The following is a 19,453-nucleotide window of genomic DNA, read 5'->3' as shown; positions in this document are numbered from 1 at the left end:
ACCTTGCCGGCCTGGTCAACCCCCGGCCCGGGCATGCGGGAGCAGCGGGCGGATCAGGGCGGCGCGATACGCGGCCGGATGATCGATCAGCGCGGCCGCCGCCCGTTCGTAGCCGTTGCCGCCGATCGCGGCCGGGCAGGCCTCTCGCAGGGCCAGCACCTCGGCGAGCGGCATCGGCGCCCTGGCCGCACGGGTTTCGGCCAGCGGCTTCGCCAGCAGGTCGACGCCATGCCGCAGCGCGTTGATCTGCTTCGCGAGCTGGTCGGTGCCAAGGCTGGTGCAGACCTGCGGAAACACGCCAAGACTTTGCAGCGGCCAGCCGCGTGGGGCGATCATCCTGCTCCAAGTGACGAACAGCTCGCCCCCGCCCGGAAGTTCGGTGACGCTCTGCACCAGCCCCTTGCCGAGTGTCGCACTGCCGAGAACGACGCCGCGGTCGTTGTCGGCGATTGCGGCCGAGAACACCTCGGCGGCGCTCGCGGTGCCGCCATCGACCAGCACGACCACCGGCAGGCCGTGCGCGATATCGGCCCCCTCGGCATGCCATACCTTGTTGGCCGCCGGATCGCGGCCGATCGTGTGGATGATCGTGCCTTGCGAGAGCAGCGTGTCGAGGCTGAGCACCGACTGCCGCAGGACACCGCCGCGATTGCCGCGGAGATCGATCACGATTCCCTTCGGGGCGGGCTGCGCCTGCACGAGTTGCGCGAGAACCGCGGCGAACTGCCGCGCCGTGCCGTGGTCGAAGCCGAGAACGCGGATATGGGCGATGCCATCGTCGATCTGCCCGGTGACGCTCTGCGTCGGCACCAGGGCCCGGGCCAGGGTGATCGTCTGCGGCAGGCTGTGCCCGGGCCGGATCGTCAGATCGATCATGCTGCCGATCGGGCCGGCAAGTTCCTGTTGCAGCTGGGCGACCGGTTGCGCGGCGGCATCCCGCCCGTCGATCGCCAGAAGCTGCATGCCCGGCGCGATCCCGGCCCGGTCGGCCGGGCTCGACGGCGTGACGCCGGTGATCGTCACGATGCGGTCGTGCCGCGCCAGGGTCATGCCGATTCCGCCAAGGCCCAGCCGCAGCGCGCGCTCCGTCGCGGCCTCGCGCGGCGCGACATAGCGGGAATAAGGGTCGAAATGATTGAACAGCTCGTCGAAGAAGCTGCGGATCATGCCGCCGGTGCCGGCGCGCTCGATCGTGGGCGAAGCCGCGAAGGCATGCGCGGCGACAGCAGCGCAGGCCACGCCCCATTTCGCCGCGTCGCCGACCGGCGGCGCCAAGGTTGCGAAAATCACCCGATTGGGTCCGAAGAGCAGCAACTTTCCCGATTGTTCCTGCACGGTGAGATCGGAGTCCAGCGCGGTAATGCCGGACAATCCCCATACCGCCATGCGCGGAATGCCGAGCGGCTGCAACGTGCGGGGCGCCATGAAGGCGAGGGCAGCGCCCCAGACGGCGGCGGCGTGAGTCGAGTCGAAGCCACGCTGGCCCGCCTGGGCGCCGCAGATCGGCAGCATCACGCACAGCACTGTGACAATCCGGCGGATCGGCCGCACGAGCGCCGGCCGGCGGGCGCGGTGCGCCCGGGAACGGCGAGCGAGCGAACGGGCCATCCGGCGTTTCATCGGCGGCTGCGCTTGTGCCTGGCGGGCGCGCGGCCCGGCTTCCTGCCGCCCTTGCGGGCCGGCAACCGGCGATGTTGTCCACCGCCCTCGCCCGGCGCGCTGCCGCCCTCGATCAGGGAGAACAGCAGCCCGCCGGTCAACGGCTTCGCCTCGCGCAGCCGCACCAGCACCGGATCGGCCAGGCGGAACACCACGCGCGAGCGGGTGCCGGACAGCGTGCCATCGGCCTCGTCGAAATGCCAGAAATCGTCGGGCAGCAGCGCCATCGGCACGAAACCGGACGCGCCGGTCGCATCGAGCGTGACGAACAGGCCGAACCGCGTCACCCCGCTGACCCGCGCGCTGAAATCCTCGCCGATCCGGTCGGCCAGATAGGCGGCAAGATAGCGGTCGGCCGATTGCCGCTCGGCATCGGTGGCGCGGCGCTCGGTCGAGGTGATCGCCGCCGCGATGGTTTCGAATCCGTCGGCGTGTTCGGGACGCAGCCCGTCGGTGCCGAGCTTCAGCCCGGCGATGAGCGCGCGATGGACCAGAAGATCGGCATAGCGGCGGATCGGCGAGGTGAAATGCGCGTAGCTGTTCAGCGCCAGGCCGAAATGGCCGATATTCTCCGGCGCGTATTCCGCCTGGCTCTGGCTGCGCAGCACCGCCTCGTTCACCAGCGGCGCCGCATCGCTACCGGCGACAAGGCGCAGCACATGATCAAGGTCGCGCGGGTGGAGCTGGTCGCCGGGCTTGAGCGAAATCTCGAGCGTCGCCAGCAGATTGCGCAGCGAATCGAGCTTTTCCGGCGAGGGCGGGGCGTGCACGCGATACATGCACGGCTGGCGCAGCCGTTCCAGCTCCTCCGCCGCCGCGACATTGGCGAGGATCATGAACTCCTCGATCAGCCGGTGGCTGTCGAGCCGCGGGCGCGGCGCCACGTCCGTCACCCGGCCAGCCTCGTCGAGCGTGATCTTGCGCTCCGGCAGGTCGAGATCGAGCGTGCCGCGGGCCTGCCGCGCCGCCAGCAGCGTGCGATAGGCGGCGTAGAGATGGCCGATCGTCCCGTCCGGCAGATCGGCTTCCCAGCCGGACTCGAAGGCGCCCTGCACCTCCTCGTAGGTGAGGCGGGCGAAGCTGCGCATCAGGCCGCGGCCGAATTTGTGGCTCAGCTTGCGGCCCTCGGCGTCGACGATCATCTCGACGAACAGGCATCCCCTGTCCTCGCCCGGCCGCAGGCTGCACCAGCCGTTGGAGAGCGCCTCGGGCAGCATCGGCACCACGCGGTCGGGGAAATAGACCGAGTTGCCGCGCTTCAGCGCCTCGCGGTCGAGCGCCGAGCCGGGGCGCACGTAATGCGCGACATCGGCGATGGCGACGACGATGCGATGCCCCGGCCCAGCGGGTTCGGCGAAGACGGCGTCATCGAAGTCGCGCGCATCGGCGCCGTCGATCGTCACCAGCGGCACTTCGCGCAGATCGGTCCGCCGGCCGGGGCGGACGCCGCGGGCGCGCTTCGCCTCGTCGATCGCGGTCTCCGGGAAGTCGGCCGGAATCCCCAGTGCCGCGATGGCGATCAGGCTGATCGAGCGCGCATCGCCCATCCGGCCGAGATGCTCGGCGATCCGCGCCGGCTTCGGCCCGTAGCCGAAGGCCGGCAAGGGCATGGCGCGCACCACGTCGCCGCTTTCGGCACCGGCGGTTTCGCCCGGCGGCACCTTCCATTCGGCGCGGCTCTTGCGGTCCACCGGCTCGATCCAGCCGCCCTCTCCCTCGGCGCGGAACACGCCGATGATGCTGGCCGGCTCCTCGTCGAGCCGCCGGACCGTGCGGCCTTCGTAACGGTCGTCGTCGATCCGTCGCAGCCGGGCCAGCACCCGCGCGCCGGGCGCGAGCGCAGCGTGGCCGCGCTTTTCGGGCAGCATGAAGATGATCGGCGGCTTGCCCTGCCGGTCCCAGCCGACCGGCCGGGCAAGCGGGTCGCCGTCACGATCGGTGCCGGTGATCTCGACGACGCAGCGTTCCGGCAGCGCCTCGGCCGCGCGCACCTGCCGCCCGCCGGCGCGGACCAGCATGCCATCGCGTTCGAGATTCCGCAGCATCGCCCGCAGCGCCGGTTTCTGGTCGGGGCCGAGGCCGAAGGCGCGGGCAATGTCGCCCTTGCGCAGCCGGGTTCCGGCTTCGGCGATGAACTCGCGCAACACAGCCTCGGTCGGCAGTTCGGCGGATCGGCGGACGGGCTTCCGGGTCATGCGCCACCGCGGCGGCGCATCATCACGATCCTCTCGCCCGAAACCCGGAATACCGCCTGGAATCGGTGCACGGCAGCGCCCCACACATCAGAAGTTTTGTCCAATGTTAACCGCATAGACCCTATGTGGCTGGCCGACAACGCTGATGCAGTGTTTCCCGTATGGTAGCGCGGCAAGTTTTCCAACTATGGCCGGAATGCCACAGACGCGCGGTCGAGCGTGGCGTTGAACAGCGCCCCGAACAGCACGGCATAGGCGCTCAGATAGAACCACATCATCAGACCGATGATCGTCGCCAGGGGCCCGTAGGTGCGGCTATAGGCCGCGAATTGGCCAACATAGACCGCAAAGCCATAGGACACGACGAGCCAGACCAGAATCGCGACCAGCGCGCCGGGTACGACCGGGTGCCCCGCATCGCGCCCGAAGGCCGGCCCGAATCGGTAGAGCAGGCCGAGCGCCAGACCCATCGACCCGATCAGCAGGGCGAATCCGGGCAGCACCGTCAGCACCGCCGGCGCCTTGGCAAGGCCCAGGAAGGCAAGCACCAGCGGCATGCCGACCAGCACGGCGATGGCGATGACGGCGCCGAGCATGGCAATCAGCGTCATCGCCAGGGTCACCGCCTGAAACTCGAAGAAGCCGCGCGTTTCCTGCCGCTTGTGGATCACGTTCAGCGCGTAGATCAGCGACTTGATGCCGGAAGCCGAGGAATAGAGCGTGAAGCCCAGCGAGATGACGAGGCCGATGCCGAGCGTCGTCTTGCCGCCGGAAACCAGTTGCTGGATCCGCCCGCCGATCAGCGCGAAGGCGGCCGGCGGCATCAGGTGTTTCAGATAGAGAAGCTGCGGTTCGACCGTTACCGGGTTGAATGCGAGGCCGTAGAGCGAAATCAGCGCCGTCATCGCCGGGAACAGGGCCAGGGTGGCGTAAAAGGCGCAACCGGCGGCGACGAGCGACATCTCCCCGCTCATCACTTCGATCGCGGCCGCGCGCAGCGCCCTGAACCAGAGGTCGAGGCGCGTCCGCCAGCGCATCAGGCGCCATCCAGAAACCGCCGGATCACCGCGATGGTCGGCCCGTCCATCAGCGCCGGCGCGTGGCCGCATGCCGGCACGGTATGCGTGGCGGCGCCATCCTCCTCCATGCGCGCGAGGGTCGCTTCGGTCAGCAGGTCGCTGGTGGCGCCGCGAAGGGCAAGCACCGGCACGCGGATCGCCGTCCAGATCGCGCCGAGATCGGCATCCATGGGCACCGAGGCGCGGATCGGTTCGGCGATCGCGGGATCGTAATGCAACGCGAGCCCGCCGCCCTCGACGGGCCGTGCCGAATGAAGCGCGAGAGCGGCCCATTGCGGATCGGTCAGCGGGCCGAACGGCGCATGCACGGTGCGCAGATGGGCTTCGAGCGCCGCAAGATCGGGAAAGGCAGCGGGTGCCTCGCCCATGTAGTCGCGGATCCGGCCGAGCGCCGCGGCGGGAATATGCGGGCCGATATCGTTGAGCACGAGGCGGGTGATCGGCGTGTGCGCCGCGGCGGCGACCATCATGCCGCAGATCCCGCCCAGCGACGTGCCGACCCAGGCAACCGGCTTGTTCAGCCAGGCGAGCAGATGCGCCAGCGCGATGACGTAGGAAGGGGGCTGATAGAGCGCCCCGTCGCGCAGCCATTCCGATCGTCCGCGGCCCGGCAGGTCGGGGCAGATCACATGATAGCGATCGGCCAGGCTGTCCGCGAGAATGTCGAAATCGCGCCCGTTGCGGGTCAGGCCATGCACGCAGAGCACGGCCGGCGCGGCCGGGTTGCCGAATTCCACGAAGGCGAGCCGGTGGAAATCGTTGCCGAGCAGATAGGGAACGAAACCCTGCCGCGCCACGATCCGGCCGTCCTTCAGATGATGCCGTCCCGGCGCAGCGCGGCGCGGGCCGGTTCGTCGAGTCCCAGCATGTTGGTCAGCACCTCGTCGGTATGCTCTCCCAACATGGGAGGTGCGAGGCGATAATCCACCGGCGTTTCCGACAGGCGGACCGGATTGGCGACGAGCTTCACCGGCACGCCGTCGCTTCTGGTCATTTCGATCAGGTTGCCGCGCGCGATCACGTGCGGATCGGCGAAGACCTGCTCCAGCGTGTTGATCGGGCCGCAGCCGATCTTCAGCTCTTCCAGCCGTTCCAGCCACCAGGCGGACGGATGCCGCGCCAGAACCGCAGCGAGGGTGTCGGTCACAAATGCGCGATTGGCGACGCGGGCGGCATTCGTGGCGAACCGCTCGTCAGCCAACAGGTGCTCCAGTCCGAACGCGTTGCAGAAACGCGCGAAGGTCGGGTCGTTACCGATCGAGAGCACGATATGGCCGTCTTCGGTCGCGAAAACCTGATAGGGAACGATATTCGGGTGCTCATTGCCGAGGCGCGGGGGATTCTTGCCGGAGGCGAGGTAGTTCATGCCCTGATTTGCGAGCCAGGCGACATGCGTGTCCAGCATGCCGATATCGATGTGCTGGCCCTGCCCGGTGATTTCCCGGTGGCGCAGCGCGGCGAGCACGCCGATCGCGCCGTAGAGCCCGGCAAAAAGGTCGGCGACCGGCACGCCCACCTTCATCGGCTGGCCATCCGGCACGCCGGTAAGCGACATGATGCCACCCATGGCCTGGATCAGGCTGTCGTAGCCGGGGCGGGACGCATAGGGGCCGGTCTGGCCGAATCCGGTGATCGAGCAATAGATCAGCCCCGGATTGTCGGCCCTGAGATCGTTATAGCCGAGGCCATAGCGCGGCAGCGTGCCGACCTTGAAGTTCTCGACCAGGATATCGCTCTTCGCGATCAGCGCGCGCGCCAGTTTCTGGCCCTCGGGCTTTGCGATATCGAGCGTCACGGACCGTTTGTTGCGATTGGCGCCGGCGAAATAGGCGCTCTGCTCGGTGCCCGGCAGCGCGGGAGGCGCGAATCCACGGGTATCGTCGCCGCTGCCCGGCTTCTCGATCTTGATCACCTCGGCCCCGAGATCGGCCAGCATCTGCACGCAGGTGGGACCGGCGAGCACTCGCGTCAGATCGAATACCGTCAGTCCGGCGAGCGGGCCCGAGGGCGACGCGATTCCAGCGGATGGCTGTTCAGACATTCATGACCTCCCGTCAACGCGACCCGCAATAGCGAGCCTGTGAAGTCAGGTCAAAAACGGGAGGTCGGAACGCGACGACGGCGGATCAGTGGCGATGCGTGCCGCCGGCGGGCGGAACGCAGCTGCGCAGGGCAAGGCGGACCAGCCGGTTGGCGACGGCCGGCAACCCGGCGCGCTCGGCATCCTGCGCCAGCGAAATCAGGCGGTCGACAAGAATGAGCGGGCTGACGATCGGCTCGTGATGGTCGGCGGTTTTCGCCGGGGCGAACTGGGTCATCGCGGGTTTCCTTCTCAGGAGTGTCCTTCAGGAACAGCCGTTTTTGGCTGCGCCCGAACATGACCCGCTCCAGATTACAATTCGGTAAACAAATTCGACCCGGAAAGGAAAATTATCTTTCGTTCTCGTCACTGTCGCGCTCGACCTCGATATCGGCATCGATCGCATCGTCGTCCTCGAGATCATCGGCATCCGTCAGGATATCGTCGTCGCCGGTATCCTCCACGTCATCCGTGTCGACGTCGTCCTCGGTGGTCTGCGCCTTGGCCGGCTTCTTGGCGTCGTCGGGCATTGGTACGCTGCGCTTGAGCTTCGGCTGCTCGGCCGGCTGTTCGGTGCCGCATTTCGGGCAGACGGCCGGAACCTTGCCTAGGTCGAAAAAGCGCGCGCCGCAGGACACACAGGTATGTTTGTCGCCAAGTTCAGGCTTCGCCATGAGAGCCTCGCATTCCAGGGTGAGCGGTGGAGTCCGTCAGGGCGGGCGCCATGCCACCCATCGCCCTGCTTGTCAAACCCTGACGGCCGCCGACAATGATGGCTGGCAAAATCGTCCACTCGTGGTAAGCGCCGCGCCATGGAACACGCCGCAACGCTGCCCCAGACCTCACGCCGCCCTGCCACGCCGCTCACCGGCACGATCACCGTTCCGGGCGACAAGTCGATTTCGCATCGCGCGCTGATGTTCGCCGGCCTCGCGGTCGGTGAAACCCGGATTTCCGGCCTGCTGGAAGGCGAGGACGTGCTGCGGACCGCCGCCGCCATGCGCGCGCTGGGCGCAACGGTGGAGCGCACCGGCCCGGGTGCCTGGCGCGCCTCCGGCCCCGGCATCGGCGGGTTGCAGAGCCCGGACGACGTGCTCGACATGGGCAATTCCGGCACCGCCGCGCGACTGCTCTGCGGCATTCTCGCGAGCCACGACATTTTCGCCGTGATGACCGGCGATGCCTCGCTCCGCCGCCGGCCGATGCGCCGGGTGATCGATCCGCTGGGCGCGACAGGCGCCGTCTTCGCCGCGCGAGAGGGCGGGCGCCTGCCGCTTTCGGTGCGCGGTGCCGCCGAGGCGATGCCGCTCTCCTACCGGCTGCCGGTCGCCTCCGCGCAGGTGAAGTCGGCGCTTCTGCTCGCCGGGCTGAACGCCCGCGGCATCACCGAAATCGAGGAACCGGAGCCGACCCGCGACCATTCCGAGAACATGCTCCGCTATTTCGGCGCCGAGGTGGAGGTGGCCACGCATGGCACGGGCAAGCTGATCCGCCTGCGGGGACAGCCGGAGCTGCGCGGCGCGGATGTCGTCGTGCCGGGCGATCCGTCGTCGGCCGCCTTCCCGATCGTCGCCGCGCTGATCGTGCCGGGCTCGCGCGTCACGATCGGGGGCGTCGGGCTGAACCCGCTGCGGACCGGGCTGTTCCTCACCCTGCGCGAGATGGGAGCGGCGATCGAGATCGTAAATGCCCGCGAGGCCGGCGGCGAGCCCGTGGGCGATCTCATCGTCACCGCCTCGGATCTGCGCGCCGTCGATGTGCCGGCGGAACGCGCCCCCTCGATGATCGACGAATATCCGATTCTCGCCGTCGCCTGCGCGATGGCGCGCGGCAGCTCGCGGCTGCGTGGCCTCGCGGAGCTGCGGGTGAAGGAAAGCGACCGGCTGGCCGCGACGCTCGCCATGATCACCGCCAATGGCGTCAAGGCGCAGGTGGACGGCGACGACCTGATCATCGAGGGCGGCGGCGCGCGCGGCGGCGCCACCGTGGCGACGCATATGGATCACCGCCTGGCAATGAGCGCGCTCGTCATGGGCCTCGCGACCGAGACCCCGGTGACCATCGACGATGCGCGCTTTATCGATACGAGCTTCCCCGGCTTCCTGCCGCTGATGCGCGGAATCGGCGCGGCGATCGAGGCGGCGGCGTGACGCGGCCGATCGTCATCGCGATCGACGGGCCGGCCGCCTCCGGCAAGGGCACGCTCGCGCGCCGCCTCGCCGCCGCCTTCAACCTGCCCTATCTCGATACCGGCCTGCTCTACCGCGCCGTGGCGCGCCGCGTGCTCGACCGTGGCGGCGATCCGGCCGATCCGGCGGCCAGCGAGGAACAGGCCCGCTCACTCAGCCGGCTCGATCTCGAACGCGGCGATCTGCGCACCCCTGAGGTCGACCGCGCGGCCAGCGCCGTCGCCTCGATCAAGCCGGTGCGCGCCGCGCTGCTCGACTTCCAGCGCCGATTCGCCGACGCCTCCGGCGCGGTGCTGGACGGGCGGGACATCGGCACGATCGTGTTTCCCGAGGCCGATGTGAAACTCTTCGTCACCGCCTCGCTGGATGTGCGGGCGAAACGCCGGCATCTGGAGCGCCTCGCCCACGGAATCGATCCCGGCTTCGACTCGGTGCGCGCCGAACTTGCCGCCCGCGACGAGGCCGACCGCACCCGCGCCGCCGCCCCGCTGGTGCAGGCGAAGGACGCCCTGCTGCTCGACACGAGCCACATGGATGCCAATCATGCCTTTACCGCGGCGGCCGATCTGGTGAACAAGGTACTCGCGCGGGGGTAACCCCGCCCGGACCAGAGGAGACAGCGTGACCGATCTGTTCGAGCAGGCCGCCGGCCAGGCGAGCTATTCCGCCAAGGACATCGAGGTTCTCGAAGGGCTGGAACCGGTTCGCCGGCGCCCCGGCATGTATATCGGCGGCACCGACGATGCGGCGATGCACCACCTCGCCGCCGAACTGCTCGACAACGCAATGGACGAGGCCGTAGCCGGCCACGCCTCGATCATCGAGATGACGCTTGCGCCCGGCAACCTGCTCACGGTGCGCGATAACGGGCGCGGCATCCCGGTCGATCCGCACCCGAAATTCCGCGACAAGTCGGCACTCGAGGTGATTCTCACCACCCTGCATTCCGGCGGCAAGTTCGCCGGCAAGGCCTATGCCACCTCGGGCGGTCTGCACGGCGTCGGCTCTTCGGTGGTGAACGCGCTGGCCGAGCGGCTGGAGGTCGAGGTCGCCCGCGAGAAAACACTCTGGAAACAGGATTATGCCCGCGGCAAGCCGCTGACCAAGCTGGTCAATGCCGGGGCGACGCCGAACCGGCGTGGCACGCTGATCCGCTTCGTCCCCGATCCCGAGATTTTCGGCGACAAGAAGTTCAGCCCGGCGCGGCTCTACCGCATGTGCCGCTCGAAGGCCTATCTGTTCCGCGGCGTGCGGATCCGCTGGGCCTGCGATGCGGCGCTGATCGCGGCGGGTGCCGATGTGCCGGCGCAGGCGGAGCTGCATTTCCCCGGCGGCCTCGCCGATTCGCTGGCGGAGGAACTGGGCGCCGCGCCGAAGCTCGTCGCCCCGGTCTGGGCCGGGCAGGCCGACCTGCCGGACGATGCCGGGCGGATCGAGTGGGCCTGCGCCTGGCTGGAAACCGGCGAGGCCACGCTCTCGACCTATTGCAACACGATCCCGACGACGCTCGGCGGCACGCATGAGGCGGGGTTCCGCGCCGCCCTGCTCAAGGGCCTGCGCGGCTTCGGCGAGCAGCGCGGCAACAAGCGCGCCGCGGTGATCACCGCCGAGGATGCGACCGGCGCGCTCGCCGCCAAGCTCTCGCTGTTCATCCGCGACCCGCAATTCCAGGGCCAGACCAAGGAAAAGCTGACCTCGCCCGAGGCGCAGAAACTGACCGAGGCGGCGCTGCGCGACCGGTTCGAGCATTTTCTCACCGGCGATCCGGCCAACGCCGACAATCTTCTCGCCTTCGTGATCGAGCGGGCGGAGGAACGCATCCGCCGCCGCGAGCAGAAGGACACGCCGCGCAAATCCGCCACGCGACGCCTTCGCCTGCCCGGCAAGCTGACCGATTGCTCGCGCGAGAGCCGCGAGGATACCGAGATCTTTCTGGTCGAGGGCGATTCTGCGGGCGGCTCGGCCAAGCAGGCGCGCAACCGCGAGACCCAGGCGGTGCTGCCGCTGCGCGGCAAGATCCTCAACGTCGCCTCCGCCTCCACCGAGAAGCTCCGGCAGAACCAGGAACTGAAAGACCTGATCGAGGCGCTGGGCTGCGGCGTCGGCGACCGGTTCCAGATCGACGCGCTGCGCTACGGCCGGATCATCATCATGACCGACGCCGATGTTGACGGCGCTCACATCGCGTCACTGCTGATGACGTTCTTCTACCGCGAGTTGCCGGAACTGATCCGCGGCGGCCATGTCTATCTCGCCCAGCCGCCGCTCTACCGCCTCACCCAGGGCGGCAAGTCGGTCTATGCGATGGACGATGGCGAGCGCGACCGGCTGGTGAAGACGGCGTTCAAGGCGAACGCCAAGGTCGAGATCAGCCGCTTCAAGGGGCTTGGCGAGATGCCGCCGGCAATTCTCAAGGAAACCACGATGGACCCGAAGCGCCGCGTGCTGCTGCGCGTTCTCGCCCCGCCCGAGGCACGAGCTGAAACGGCGGAAATCGTCGAGAGCCTGATGGGGCGGAAGCCCGAGCTGCGCTTCCGCTTCATCCAGGACCATGCCTCGAGCGTGCAGGAACTCGACGTCTGACTCAGTTCATCATGCTCTTCATGAGCACACTGTTCGACGTCAGGCGAAGGGCTCGGTCTCGCCGTCCGGCACGGGCACCCGGAAGGCCTTGATGGTCATGGAAATCAGCCCGTAATAGCCGAGGATCCCTACCAGATCGACGAGGGCTCGGTCGCCCAGCTGGCGGCGGGCAAAGGCGTATGTCTCGTCCGACACCTCGTGCGCAGTGAGTAGCTCCCGGGCGAAATCGTGCACCGCCCTGGCGTCCGGTTCGGCGAAGACGGGCGTTTCGCCCGCCTTGATCGCGGCGATGACCGCCTCGGGCACGCCGGCTTTCGCGGCGATCGGCGCATGGATGTACCATTCGAACCCGGCACGCCAATAAGAGCCCAACACCAGGATCGCGAGTTCCGACAGGCGCGGCGGCAGCGAGGAGCCAAAACGGCAGAAGGCGCCGAGGGCCTGCGCGTTGTTCGCGAGTTCGGCGCTGTGCAGCCACACTGCGAGCGGCCCCTCGACCCGGCCGCGCGGGCCGGACGCGATGGCATCGTGCGCGGCGCGCTGGGCCTCGCTCATCCGGGCGGGGTCGGGCAGGCCAAGGCGGGGTGTGTGGGTCATGGCGATCAATGCCTGAAATGGCGCATGCCGGTGAACACCATGGCAATCCCGGCGGCATCTGCCGCCTCGATCACCTCGTTGTCGCGGATCGAGCCGCCGGGCTGGATCACCGCCGTCGCCCCTGCCTCGATCGCGGCCACAAGACCGTCGGCGAAGGGGAAGAACGCGTCGGATGCAACGACCGAGCCCGGAATCTTCTCCCCGCCCTTCTGTGCGGCGATGCGCGAGGAATCGACGCGGCTCATCTGCCCCGCGCCGATGCCCGTGGTCGCCCCTGCTTTCGCGTAGATGATCGCGTTCGACTTCACATGCTTGGCCACACGGAAGGCGAACAGCAGATCGGCGAACTCGGCGTTGGTCGGCGCGCGCTGGGTGACGACCTTCAGATCGTCGCGGCCAATCCGCCCGGCGTCGCGGGTCTGGGCCAGGAAGCCACCGGCAACGCTGCGCCAGGCAAGGCCCGGTTCCGCCGGGTCGGGCAGGCCGCCGGTGAGCAGCAGGCGGAGATTCTTCTTGCGGGCAAGCAGTTCAACCGCGTCAGGTGCGGCGTCCGGCGCGATGATCACCTCGGAGAAGATACTCGCCATCTTCTCGGCTGCCGCAACATCGAGCGGGCGGTTGACCGCGATGATGCCGCCAAACGCCGAAACCGGGTCGCAGTCCAGCGCGCGGTCCCAGGCCTCGGCAAGATCGGCGCCGAGGGCGACGCCGCACGGATTGGCGTGCTTGACGATCACCACCGCCGGCCGGTCGAACTCGGCGACGCATTCGAAAGCGGCATCGGTGTCGTTGATGTTGTTGTAGGAGAGTTCCTTGCCCTGCAACTGCCGCGCGGTGGCAACGCCGGGGCGGTTGCCGGTGCGATAGAACGCAGCGGACTGGTGCGGGTTCTCGCCGTAGCGCAGCATCTGCTGCCGCGCGCCGGCCAGGGCGAGGTGCGCCGGGAACATCTCGCCGGTCTGCTGCGCGAACCAGGCGGAAATCGCGGCGTCGTAGGCGGCGGTGCGGGCATAGGCGGCGGCGGCGAGGCGGCGGCGCTGCTCCAGCGTCGTTCCGCCGGCGGCTAGCGCCGCGATGAGGTCGTCATACTGCGCCGGGCTGGTGAGAACCGCCACCGAATCGTGGTTCTTCGCCGCCGCGCGGATCAGCGCCGGGCCGCCGATATCGATGTTCTCGACGCAGGTTTCGAAATCCGAGCCCTTCGCGACCGTTTCCTCGAACGGGTAGAGATTGACCGCGAGCAGGTCGATCGGCGGGATGTCGTGCCGCTGCATCTGCGCCAGATGCTCCGGCAGGTCGCGCCGGCCGAGCAGGCCGCCATGGATCTTGGGCACCAGCGTCTTGACCCGCCCATCCAGCATTTCGGGAACACCCGTGTAATCCGCCACCTCGACAACGGCGATCCCGGCCTCGCGCAGCGCGCGGGCGGAACCGCCGGTCGAGAGGATTTCCACGCCCGCTGCCGCCAGCGCGCGGCCGAGCTCGACCAGCCCCGCCTTGTCGGACACCGAGATGAGGGCCCGTCGGATGTTGACTCTGTCGTTCATGGCAAATCTCGTCTGTCAGTGGCCGGAAACGGGAACGGCGGAGACGGCGTTGGCCGGCGAGCCGTGGATGATTTTCGTGCTGATCAGCAGGTAGACGACCGCCTTGCGATCGGGATCGACCAGGCGATAAAGATTGAAATGCTTGACCAGGAAGGACGCCGAGATCGCGGCGATCTGCTGCTTCGCCGGCAGGCCGGCCGGCAGCGTGACCGGCCCGGTGGCAATGCAGGAGAGGGCAAAGCGCGACGGATCGGTTGCCACACCCAGGCTGCCCTTGACTCCGCCGGTCTTCGCGAAGCTCGCATAGCAGGCGATATCGGGGATCTTCGGATCGTCGAGCCGCTCGACCACCACCTTGTCATTCGCGCCGAGCAGGCGGAAATTCGTCGAGACCGCGCCGATCCGCGTCTCCGCCTGCGCCGTTGCCACCGCAAACGCCCAGGCCCCGGCCATGATGCCGAGAAGTGCGAGCCGCCTGATCATGCCATCCCCTGTCAAACGTCGTGTCGGATGGCGCGTTCATAGACCGCGAGCGTCGCCGCGCAAACCACCTCGTCGGCGAACAGGGTTTCCGCCCGCGCACGGCCCGCCGCCCCCATGCGGGCCCGCAGCTCGGGATCGGCGACGAGGCGCTCCAGCGCATCGGCCAGCGCCGCCGGATCGCGCGGCGGGACCAGCACGCCGCTTTCGCTATCGGCCACCGCCTCGCGGCAGCCTACGACATCCGTTGCCACGCAAGGAAGGCCCGACGCCATCGCCTCCAGCAGGAATTTCGGCAGCCCCTCGCGATAGGAGGGCAGGCAGGCAATGTGACAGGACGCCAGAAGGCTGGCCATGTCAGTGACCGGCCCCAGCCAGGTTGCCTCAGTGGCGCGCTGCAGCTCTGCCGCTTCGAGACTGGCCGGATTCTGCGGATCAGGACCGCCGGCCAGAAGACATTCGGCAACAACACCGCGCAGACGCAGCAGCCGTGCCGCCTCGATGAATTCCCTGACCCCCTTGTCCGCCAGCATGCGCGCGCCGAGCACGATGCGCACCTTGCCGGCGGGTGGGGTATGGGGACAATACAACACGAGGTCGACGCCCGCGCCCCGGATCAGATACGCCCGTTCGGACGGGATCGCGCCCGAGGCGGTCATCGCCGTCAGATCATCATGATTTTCGAACACGGCCAGCGCTCCGCGAGCCCCCACCGCCAGCCGCAACCCGAGACTGACCGCCGGACGGAGCAGGCGCGCCTTCAGGGTTGCCGATGTAAAGACGAAGCCCTGGCCAACCGGCGCGTTGATGACGGCCGGAACGCGCGCGAGAGCGGCGGCAAGACTGCCCAGCAGGATGGGTTTCAGCGCGACATGATGCGCGAGATCGGGCTTGAGCGCCCGGTAATGGCCGGCGATCGAGCGCAGGAGCCGGAACTCGGCCAGGGGATTGAGGCGGGCGCGGCGGAAATCGACGTCGATCACCTCGAAACCCTCGGCGCGCAGCGCATCGGCGGCGCGGCCGGTGCGGGTGAGGATGGTGACGCGCCAGCCCGCCGCCCGCGCGGCCAGGGCACGAACCCGGAAATGCGATGCGAAGAACCAGTCTTCCCCGATGAGGAAGACGACGTGGCGGCTCATCGCGGGCTCAGTGCCGGCTCTGCCAGCGCCAGGCGTCGCGGCACATGTCCTGCACGCCGCGGCTGGCGCGCCAGCCGAGCAGGCTGGCGGCCAGGCCGGGGTCGGCATAGCAGGCGGCGACATCGCCGGGCCGGCGCGGGCCGACCTGATAGGGAACGTCGATCCCCGTCGCCGCCTTGAAGGCATGCACGAGGTCGAGCACGGAATAGCCGGTGCCGGTGCCGAGATTGACGGTGAAGCCACCATCCTGCGCGAGGATGCGATCGACCGCGGCGGCATGGGCCTCGGCGAGGTCCATCACGTGGATGAAGTCGCGCACGCCGGTGCCGTCATGCGTCGGGTAATCGTTGCCGAACACGGTCAGGTATGGCCGCTGCCCGGCCGCGACCTGGCAGAGGTAGGGCATCAGGTTGGCGGGAACTCCACGCGGATTCTCGCCGATCAGGCCGGAGGGATGCGCGCCGACCGGGTTGAAATAGCGCAGGATCGCCGAGGCGGCGAGCACGCCGGTGCGCGAGAGATCCTCGATCATCCCCTCCATCACCATCTTGGTGCGGCCATAGACATTGGTGACGCGCAGGGAGGCGGTTTCGGAAATCGGGCAGGTGTCCGGCTCGCCATAGACGGTGGCCGAAGAGGAAAACACCAGCCGGCCGACCCCGGCATCGCGCATCGCGGCGAGCAGGCGGATCGTGCCGAGGATGTTGACGTCGAAATAGAGCAGCGGGTCGGCCTCGCTCTCGCCGACCGCCTTCTTCGCCGCGAAATGCACGACGGCATCGACAGGGAAGGCGGCGAAGGCGGCGCGCATGGCCTCGGGATCGCGGATATCCGCCTCGATCACCGGCATGGCGATGCCGGTGATCTGGCGCAGCCGGTCCGGCACATCGCGCGCGGCGTTTGAGAAATCGTCGAGCAGGACGATGTCGTAGCCGCGTTCGAGCAACACGACGGCGGTATGCGAGCCGATGAAGCCGGCCCCGCCGGTGAGCATGATGCGCGCCATGAAATCAGCCCATCCTGGTCAGCGCCCATTTCACCTGTTGCGGACCGTCGGGCGTTCCGGTCAGCACGATCTGCTCGGCGCGGCGCGGCTCGGGGCCGCCGAAATAGATGCTGTCCTCGATGCTCAGCGTGGCGCCGCCGGCACGCAGGCGCCAGCCCTGGCCCGAGGACAGGCGCAACAATGCGCCCTCCCCGTCCTGCTGGATGCTCGCCGTCACGTTCGGGTGCAGGTGAAAGCGCAGCGTGAAGGGCTGCGGCTGGTCGGCCTCGATACTGTCCTCGCCGCGCAGATCCTCGCCGCTCTCCGCGAGATAGAGGCGGCGGCGATGCACCGCGCCGAACAGTTTCTGCCAGCCGTCATGGCTCGCCTCCAGCCAGTGGGCGCCGTTCGCCTCCTGGCGCTGCACCTCGACATGGGCGGGACGGCGGCCAAGTCCCTCGTCACGCAATTCGGACGAGGACACGTCGGCGACGACGAGCGTCGAATGGGCGGCTGTGTTGCGCAGGGCGTCGCGCCACTCGCCCGACGCCGCAGGGGCGGCGCCGCAATTGACGATCAGCCGGTCGCGCCCGACCGAGAATTCGAAGGAGAGCGTGCCTGCATGGGCAAAGCGGTCGATGCCCGGCCCCGACGGCGGTCCAGCATCGACAAGGACGAGTGACCGGCCGGCGGCAAGCCGGTGAAACCCCACGCCGGCCAGGGCCGAGGCGCTGCGGCCGGTGCGCCCGGCCTGGCTCAGCACGAGGTCGATCAGGTTGGGCCAGTCCTCGCTGGTGCCGTTGAAGAGGGCGAGGCCGCCATCGCCATGCCGCAGCGCCCGCAGCCCGACCGCCATCCGCTCGATGGCGCCGGGAAGCTGCGGCGGCACTTCGGCGCGCGCAAGTTGCAGCAAGGCGCGGATTTCGGTCAGGTCCTGCAGCACGGCAAAGTGGGCGGCGGGGCTGCGCTCGACATGCGCGCCGTCGGGCAGGATCTGCCGCTCGATCTCCGGCACGAGGAAGCGCAGGGCCCGCTGCATGAACGCTCCGTGCTCGGGCAGCGCGACCGCCGCGGCGATCAGTCCCTTGATCGCGGTGAAGGCACGGCCGTCGCGCACCTCGGCGGGGAGGTTGGCCGAGAGCATCCTCGCATCGGCGACGAGGCGGGCCATCAGCATCTGCCGGAAGTCGTCATCCGCCGAGGCGGCGAAGAAATCGTAATGGCCGAGCCACGCCGCGATGCGCGCGCCGGAAACCTCGGGGGCCGAGGCCACCGGCGGGAGGGCTTCACAATCGATCCAGTCGGCGATCAGGGCCCGCGCGCGGCTGCGGGCAGCGTCGGTGCCGAGCGCCCGCAAATCGCGCAGCCACACGAAACCCTGGATATGGGCGATGAAAACCGGCGAGCCGTCGTTCTCGTGAAAGAGGCCGGGCCGGAGCGGCCGTACGACGTTCTGGTATTCGATTTCCCCCTTGATGATGCGCGCGCCGCGGGCAGGCTCGCCGGGCCAGGGATCTCGCAGGGCGACCGAAGGGGCATCGGGAACGTTGCCACCGCGGAGGGCGGCGAGCCGGGCAACCCATTGTCTCGCGCCGCGCATCATTCCCTCCGCTTCAATCGCCCGTTCCTAGTGCGGCGATGGCCGCGGCATAGTCCGGCTTGCCGAAGATCGCGCTGCCGGCAATGAGGACATCGGCGCCCGCTTCGAGCGCGCGAGGCGCCGAGGCGGCATCGATGCCGCCATCCGTCTCGATGCGGATGTCGCGCCCGGCTTCAGTGACCATGCGGCGTAGTTCGGCGATCTTGGGCAACTGGCCGGCGAGGAACGACTGGCCGCCGAAGCCGGGATTGACGGTCATCACGTTGATGATGTCGATGAGGTCGAGCACATGCCGCACCGCCTCGGCCGGGGTCGCGGGGTTGATGGCGACGCCGGCCTTCAGGCCGAGGGCGCGGATCGTCTGCAGCGAGCGGTGCAAATGCGGCCCGGCCTCGGCATGGACAGTGATCTGATCCGCGCCGGCCTTCGCGAAATCGGCCAGATACGGATCGGCCGGGGCGATCATCAGGTGAACGTCGAAGGCGAGGCGCGTGTGCGGACGGAGCGCATTGAGAACCAGCGCGCCGAAACTGATGTTCGGCACGAAATGGCCGTCCATCACGTCGAGATGAAGCCAGTGCGCCCCGGCACGCTCCACCGCGGCGACCTCTTCGCGAAGGCGTCCGAAATCGGCGGCAAGCAGGCTGGGGGCGATGATCGGCGACGGGCGGGACATTGCACTCATGAGTGGCAATGTAGCGAAGAGACTCGCGCCTTCACAAGCGCACGCGCCGCCACCGGGGGCCGGTTCATTCGGTGGGGAAGGAATCGGCCGGGGCCAGCGACTTGATCAGGTCGAACATGCGCTTGCGCACGGTGGGCTCGGTGATCCGGTAATAGGCGCGCACCAGTTCGAGCGTCTCGCGCTTGGTCATGTGATCGTCGAGGCCGACGCCGAACGGCTCCTGCGCCTCGGACAGCCCGTTGCTGCGCCCGCGCGGGCCGGACATCGGCATTTCGTTCATCCCCTCCGGCATGTCGTCGAAGAAGAAGCTGATTGGCACATCGAGCACGCGGGAAATATCGAACAGGCGGGACGCACCGACCCGGTTCACCCCGCGCTCGTATTTCTGCACCTGCTGGAAGGTCAGGCCGAGCGCATCGCCGAGCTTTTCCTGCGACATCCCGAGCAGCGTGCGCCGGAGCCGGATTCGCGACCCGACATGCACGTCGATCGGGCTGGGCCGGCCATCCCGGTCGCTGCGGTCGTTCGAGGCGCCACCGTTTGCATTCATGTCTCATTCCTCAGCGACATCAACCGGCACCGCCCCCGGGCACAAGGCAGGGCGGACATGATGACCGACGCCGCCGTGCATCATT

At 68.6% G+C, this 19,453-nt stretch carries 18 protein-coding genes; 3 read left to right on the top strand and 15 right to left on the bottom strand.

Annotated elements, in window-relative coordinates:
• Nucleotides 1-15: 15 nt before the first annotated feature.
• The 7 genes from ACMV_RS00190 to ACMV_RS00160 form a co-directional block, all read right to left on the bottom strand.
• Nucleotides 16-1,608 carry a S41 family peptidase gene (locus ACMV_RS00190; protein WP_007424240.1) on the bottom strand — a complete coding sequence of 531 codons (1,593 nt, stop codon included), beginning with the start codon at nucleotides 1,606-1,608 and terminating at the stop codon, nucleotides 16-18.
• Nucleotides 1,609-1,616: 8 nt separating this feature from the next.
• Entirely contained in the window at nucleotides 1,617-3,854 is a 2,238-nt protein-coding gene (gene rnr / locus ACMV_RS00185) for a ribonuclease R (RefSeq protein ID WP_013639136.1), read from the bottom strand.
• 185 nt (nucleotides 3,855-4,039) lie between these two features.
• On the bottom strand, nucleotides 4,040-4,891 hold the full coding sequence (locus ACMV_RS00180; RefSeq protein ID WP_011941225.1) for a YihY/virulence factor BrkB family protein: 852 nt from the start codon (nucleotides 4,889-4,891) through the stop codon (nucleotides 4,040-4,042).
• Nucleotides 4,891-5,730, bottom strand: a complete 840-nt coding sequence (locus ACMV_RS00175; protein ID WP_007424237.1) for an alpha/beta fold hydrolase — start codon at nucleotides 5,728-5,730, stop codon at nucleotides 4,891-4,893. The genes ACMV_RS00180 and ACMV_RS00175 overlap by 1 nt, the downstream gene beginning before the upstream one ends.
• A gap of 14 nt (nucleotides 5,731-5,744) precedes the next feature.
• Entirely contained in the window at nucleotides 5,745-6,974 is a 1,230-nt protein-coding gene (locus ACMV_RS00170; RefSeq protein ID WP_013639135.1) for a CaiB/BaiF CoA transferase family protein, read from the bottom strand.
• An 85-nt stretch (nucleotides 6,975-7,059) separates the two neighbouring features.
• Entirely contained in the window at nucleotides 7,060-7,251 is a 192-nt protein-coding gene (locus ACMV_RS00165) for a hypothetical protein (RefSeq protein ID WP_013639134.1), read from the bottom strand.
• A gap of 112 nt (nucleotides 7,252-7,363) precedes the next feature.
• Nucleotides 7,364-7,687 (bottom strand): TIGR02300 family protein, encoded by a 324-nt coding sequence (locus tag ACMV_RS00160; RefSeq protein WP_007424235.1) that lies wholly within the window; start codon nucleotides 7,685-7,687, stop codon nucleotides 7,364-7,366.
• Between the two features lie 138 nt (nucleotides 7,688-7,825).
• Here ACMV_RS00160 and aroA point away from each other — a divergent pair, with 138 nt between their 5' ends.
• From aroA to parE, 3 genes are read left to right on the top strand one after another with little or no spacing between them, the layout of a single operon-like run.
• Nucleotides 7,826-9,163, top strand: a complete 1,338-nt coding sequence (gene aroA, locus ACMV_RS00155) for a 3-phosphoshikimate 1-carboxyvinyltransferase (protein WP_013639133.1) — start codon at nucleotides 7,826-7,828, stop codon at nucleotides 9,161-9,163.
• Nucleotides 9,160-9,798, top strand: coding sequence for a (d)CMP kinase (cmk, locus tag ACMV_RS00150; protein ID WP_007424233.1), 639 nt, complete (start codon nucleotides 9,160-9,162; stop codon nucleotides 9,796-9,798). Before aroA ends, cmk begins: the two co-directional genes overlap by 4 nt.
• A gap of 25 nt (nucleotides 9,799-9,823) precedes the next feature.
• The gene (gene parE / locus ACMV_RS00145) at nucleotides 9,824-11,785 is read left to right on the top strand and encodes a DNA topoisomerase IV subunit B (RefSeq protein WP_013639132.1); all 1,962 of its coding nucleotides are present in this window, start codon (nucleotides 9,824-9,826) and stop codon (nucleotides 11,783-11,785) included.
• Nucleotides 11,786-11,824: 39 nt separating this feature from the next.
• Here parE and ACMV_RS00140 read toward each other — a convergent pair whose 3' ends face one another.
• From ACMV_RS00140 to ACMV_RS00105, 8 genes are all read right to left on the bottom strand, one after another.
• Nucleotides 11,825-12,382: a carboxymuconolactone decarboxylase family protein gene (locus ACMV_RS00140; RefSeq protein WP_013639131.1), complete on the bottom strand. Its 558-nt coding sequence runs from the start codon at nucleotides 12,380-12,382 to the stop codon at nucleotides 11,825-11,827.
• A gap of 5 nt (nucleotides 12,383-12,387) precedes the next feature.
• On the bottom strand, nucleotides 12,388-13,929 hold the full coding sequence (gene purH / locus ACMV_RS00135; RefSeq protein ID WP_011941218.1) for a bifunctional phosphoribosylaminoimidazolecarboxamide formyltransferase/IMP cyclohydrolase: 1,542 nt from the start codon (nucleotides 13,927-13,929) through the stop codon (nucleotides 12,388-12,390).
• Nucleotides 13,930-13,944: 15 nt separating this feature from the next.
• The gene (locus tag ACMV_RS00130) at nucleotides 13,945-14,412 is read right to left on the bottom strand and encodes a CreA family protein (RefSeq protein ID WP_011941217.1); all 468 of its coding nucleotides are present in this window, start codon (nucleotides 14,410-14,412) and stop codon (nucleotides 13,945-13,947) included.
• Between the two features lie 11 nt (nucleotides 14,413-14,423).
• On the bottom strand, nucleotides 14,424-15,548 hold the full coding sequence (locus tag ACMV_RS00125; protein ID WP_013639130.1) for a glycosyltransferase family 4 protein: 1,125 nt from the start codon (nucleotides 15,546-15,548) through the stop codon (nucleotides 14,424-14,426).
• A gap of 7 nt (nucleotides 15,549-15,555) precedes the next feature.
• A complete protein-coding gene (gene galE, locus ACMV_RS00120) occupies nucleotides 15,556-16,554 on the bottom strand; it encodes a UDP-glucose 4-epimerase GalE (protein WP_007421941.1) in 999 nt (332 codons plus the stop codon).
• Nucleotides 16,555-16,558: 4 nt separating this feature from the next.
• Nucleotides 16,559-18,133 (bottom strand): heparinase II/III family protein, encoded by a 1,575-nt coding sequence (locus ACMV_RS00115; protein ID WP_041665166.1) that lies wholly within the window; start codon nucleotides 18,131-18,133, stop codon nucleotides 16,559-16,561.
• A gap of 13 nt (nucleotides 18,134-18,146) precedes the next feature.
• Nucleotides 18,147-18,809, bottom strand: coding sequence for a ribulose-phosphate 3-epimerase (rpe, locus tag ACMV_RS00110; RefSeq protein ID WP_013639128.1), 663 nt, complete (start codon nucleotides 18,807-18,809; stop codon nucleotides 18,147-18,149).
• A gap of 73 nt (nucleotides 18,810-18,882) precedes the next feature.
• Nucleotides 18,883-19,368, bottom strand: a complete 486-nt coding sequence (locus ACMV_RS00105) for a helix-turn-helix domain-containing protein (protein WP_007421944.1) — start codon at nucleotides 19,366-19,368, stop codon at nucleotides 18,883-18,885.
• Nucleotides 19,369-19,453: the final 85 nt, after the last annotated feature.

This window comes from Acidiphilium multivorum AIU301 (genome assembly GCF_000202835.1).
Lineage (GTDB): Bacteria > Pseudomonadota > Alphaproteobacteria > Acetobacterales > Acetobacteraceae > Acidiphilium > Acidiphilium multivorum.
The sequence above is the reverse complement of the archived record's forward strand: the minus strand, read 5'-3'. Positions and strand labels throughout refer to the sequence as shown.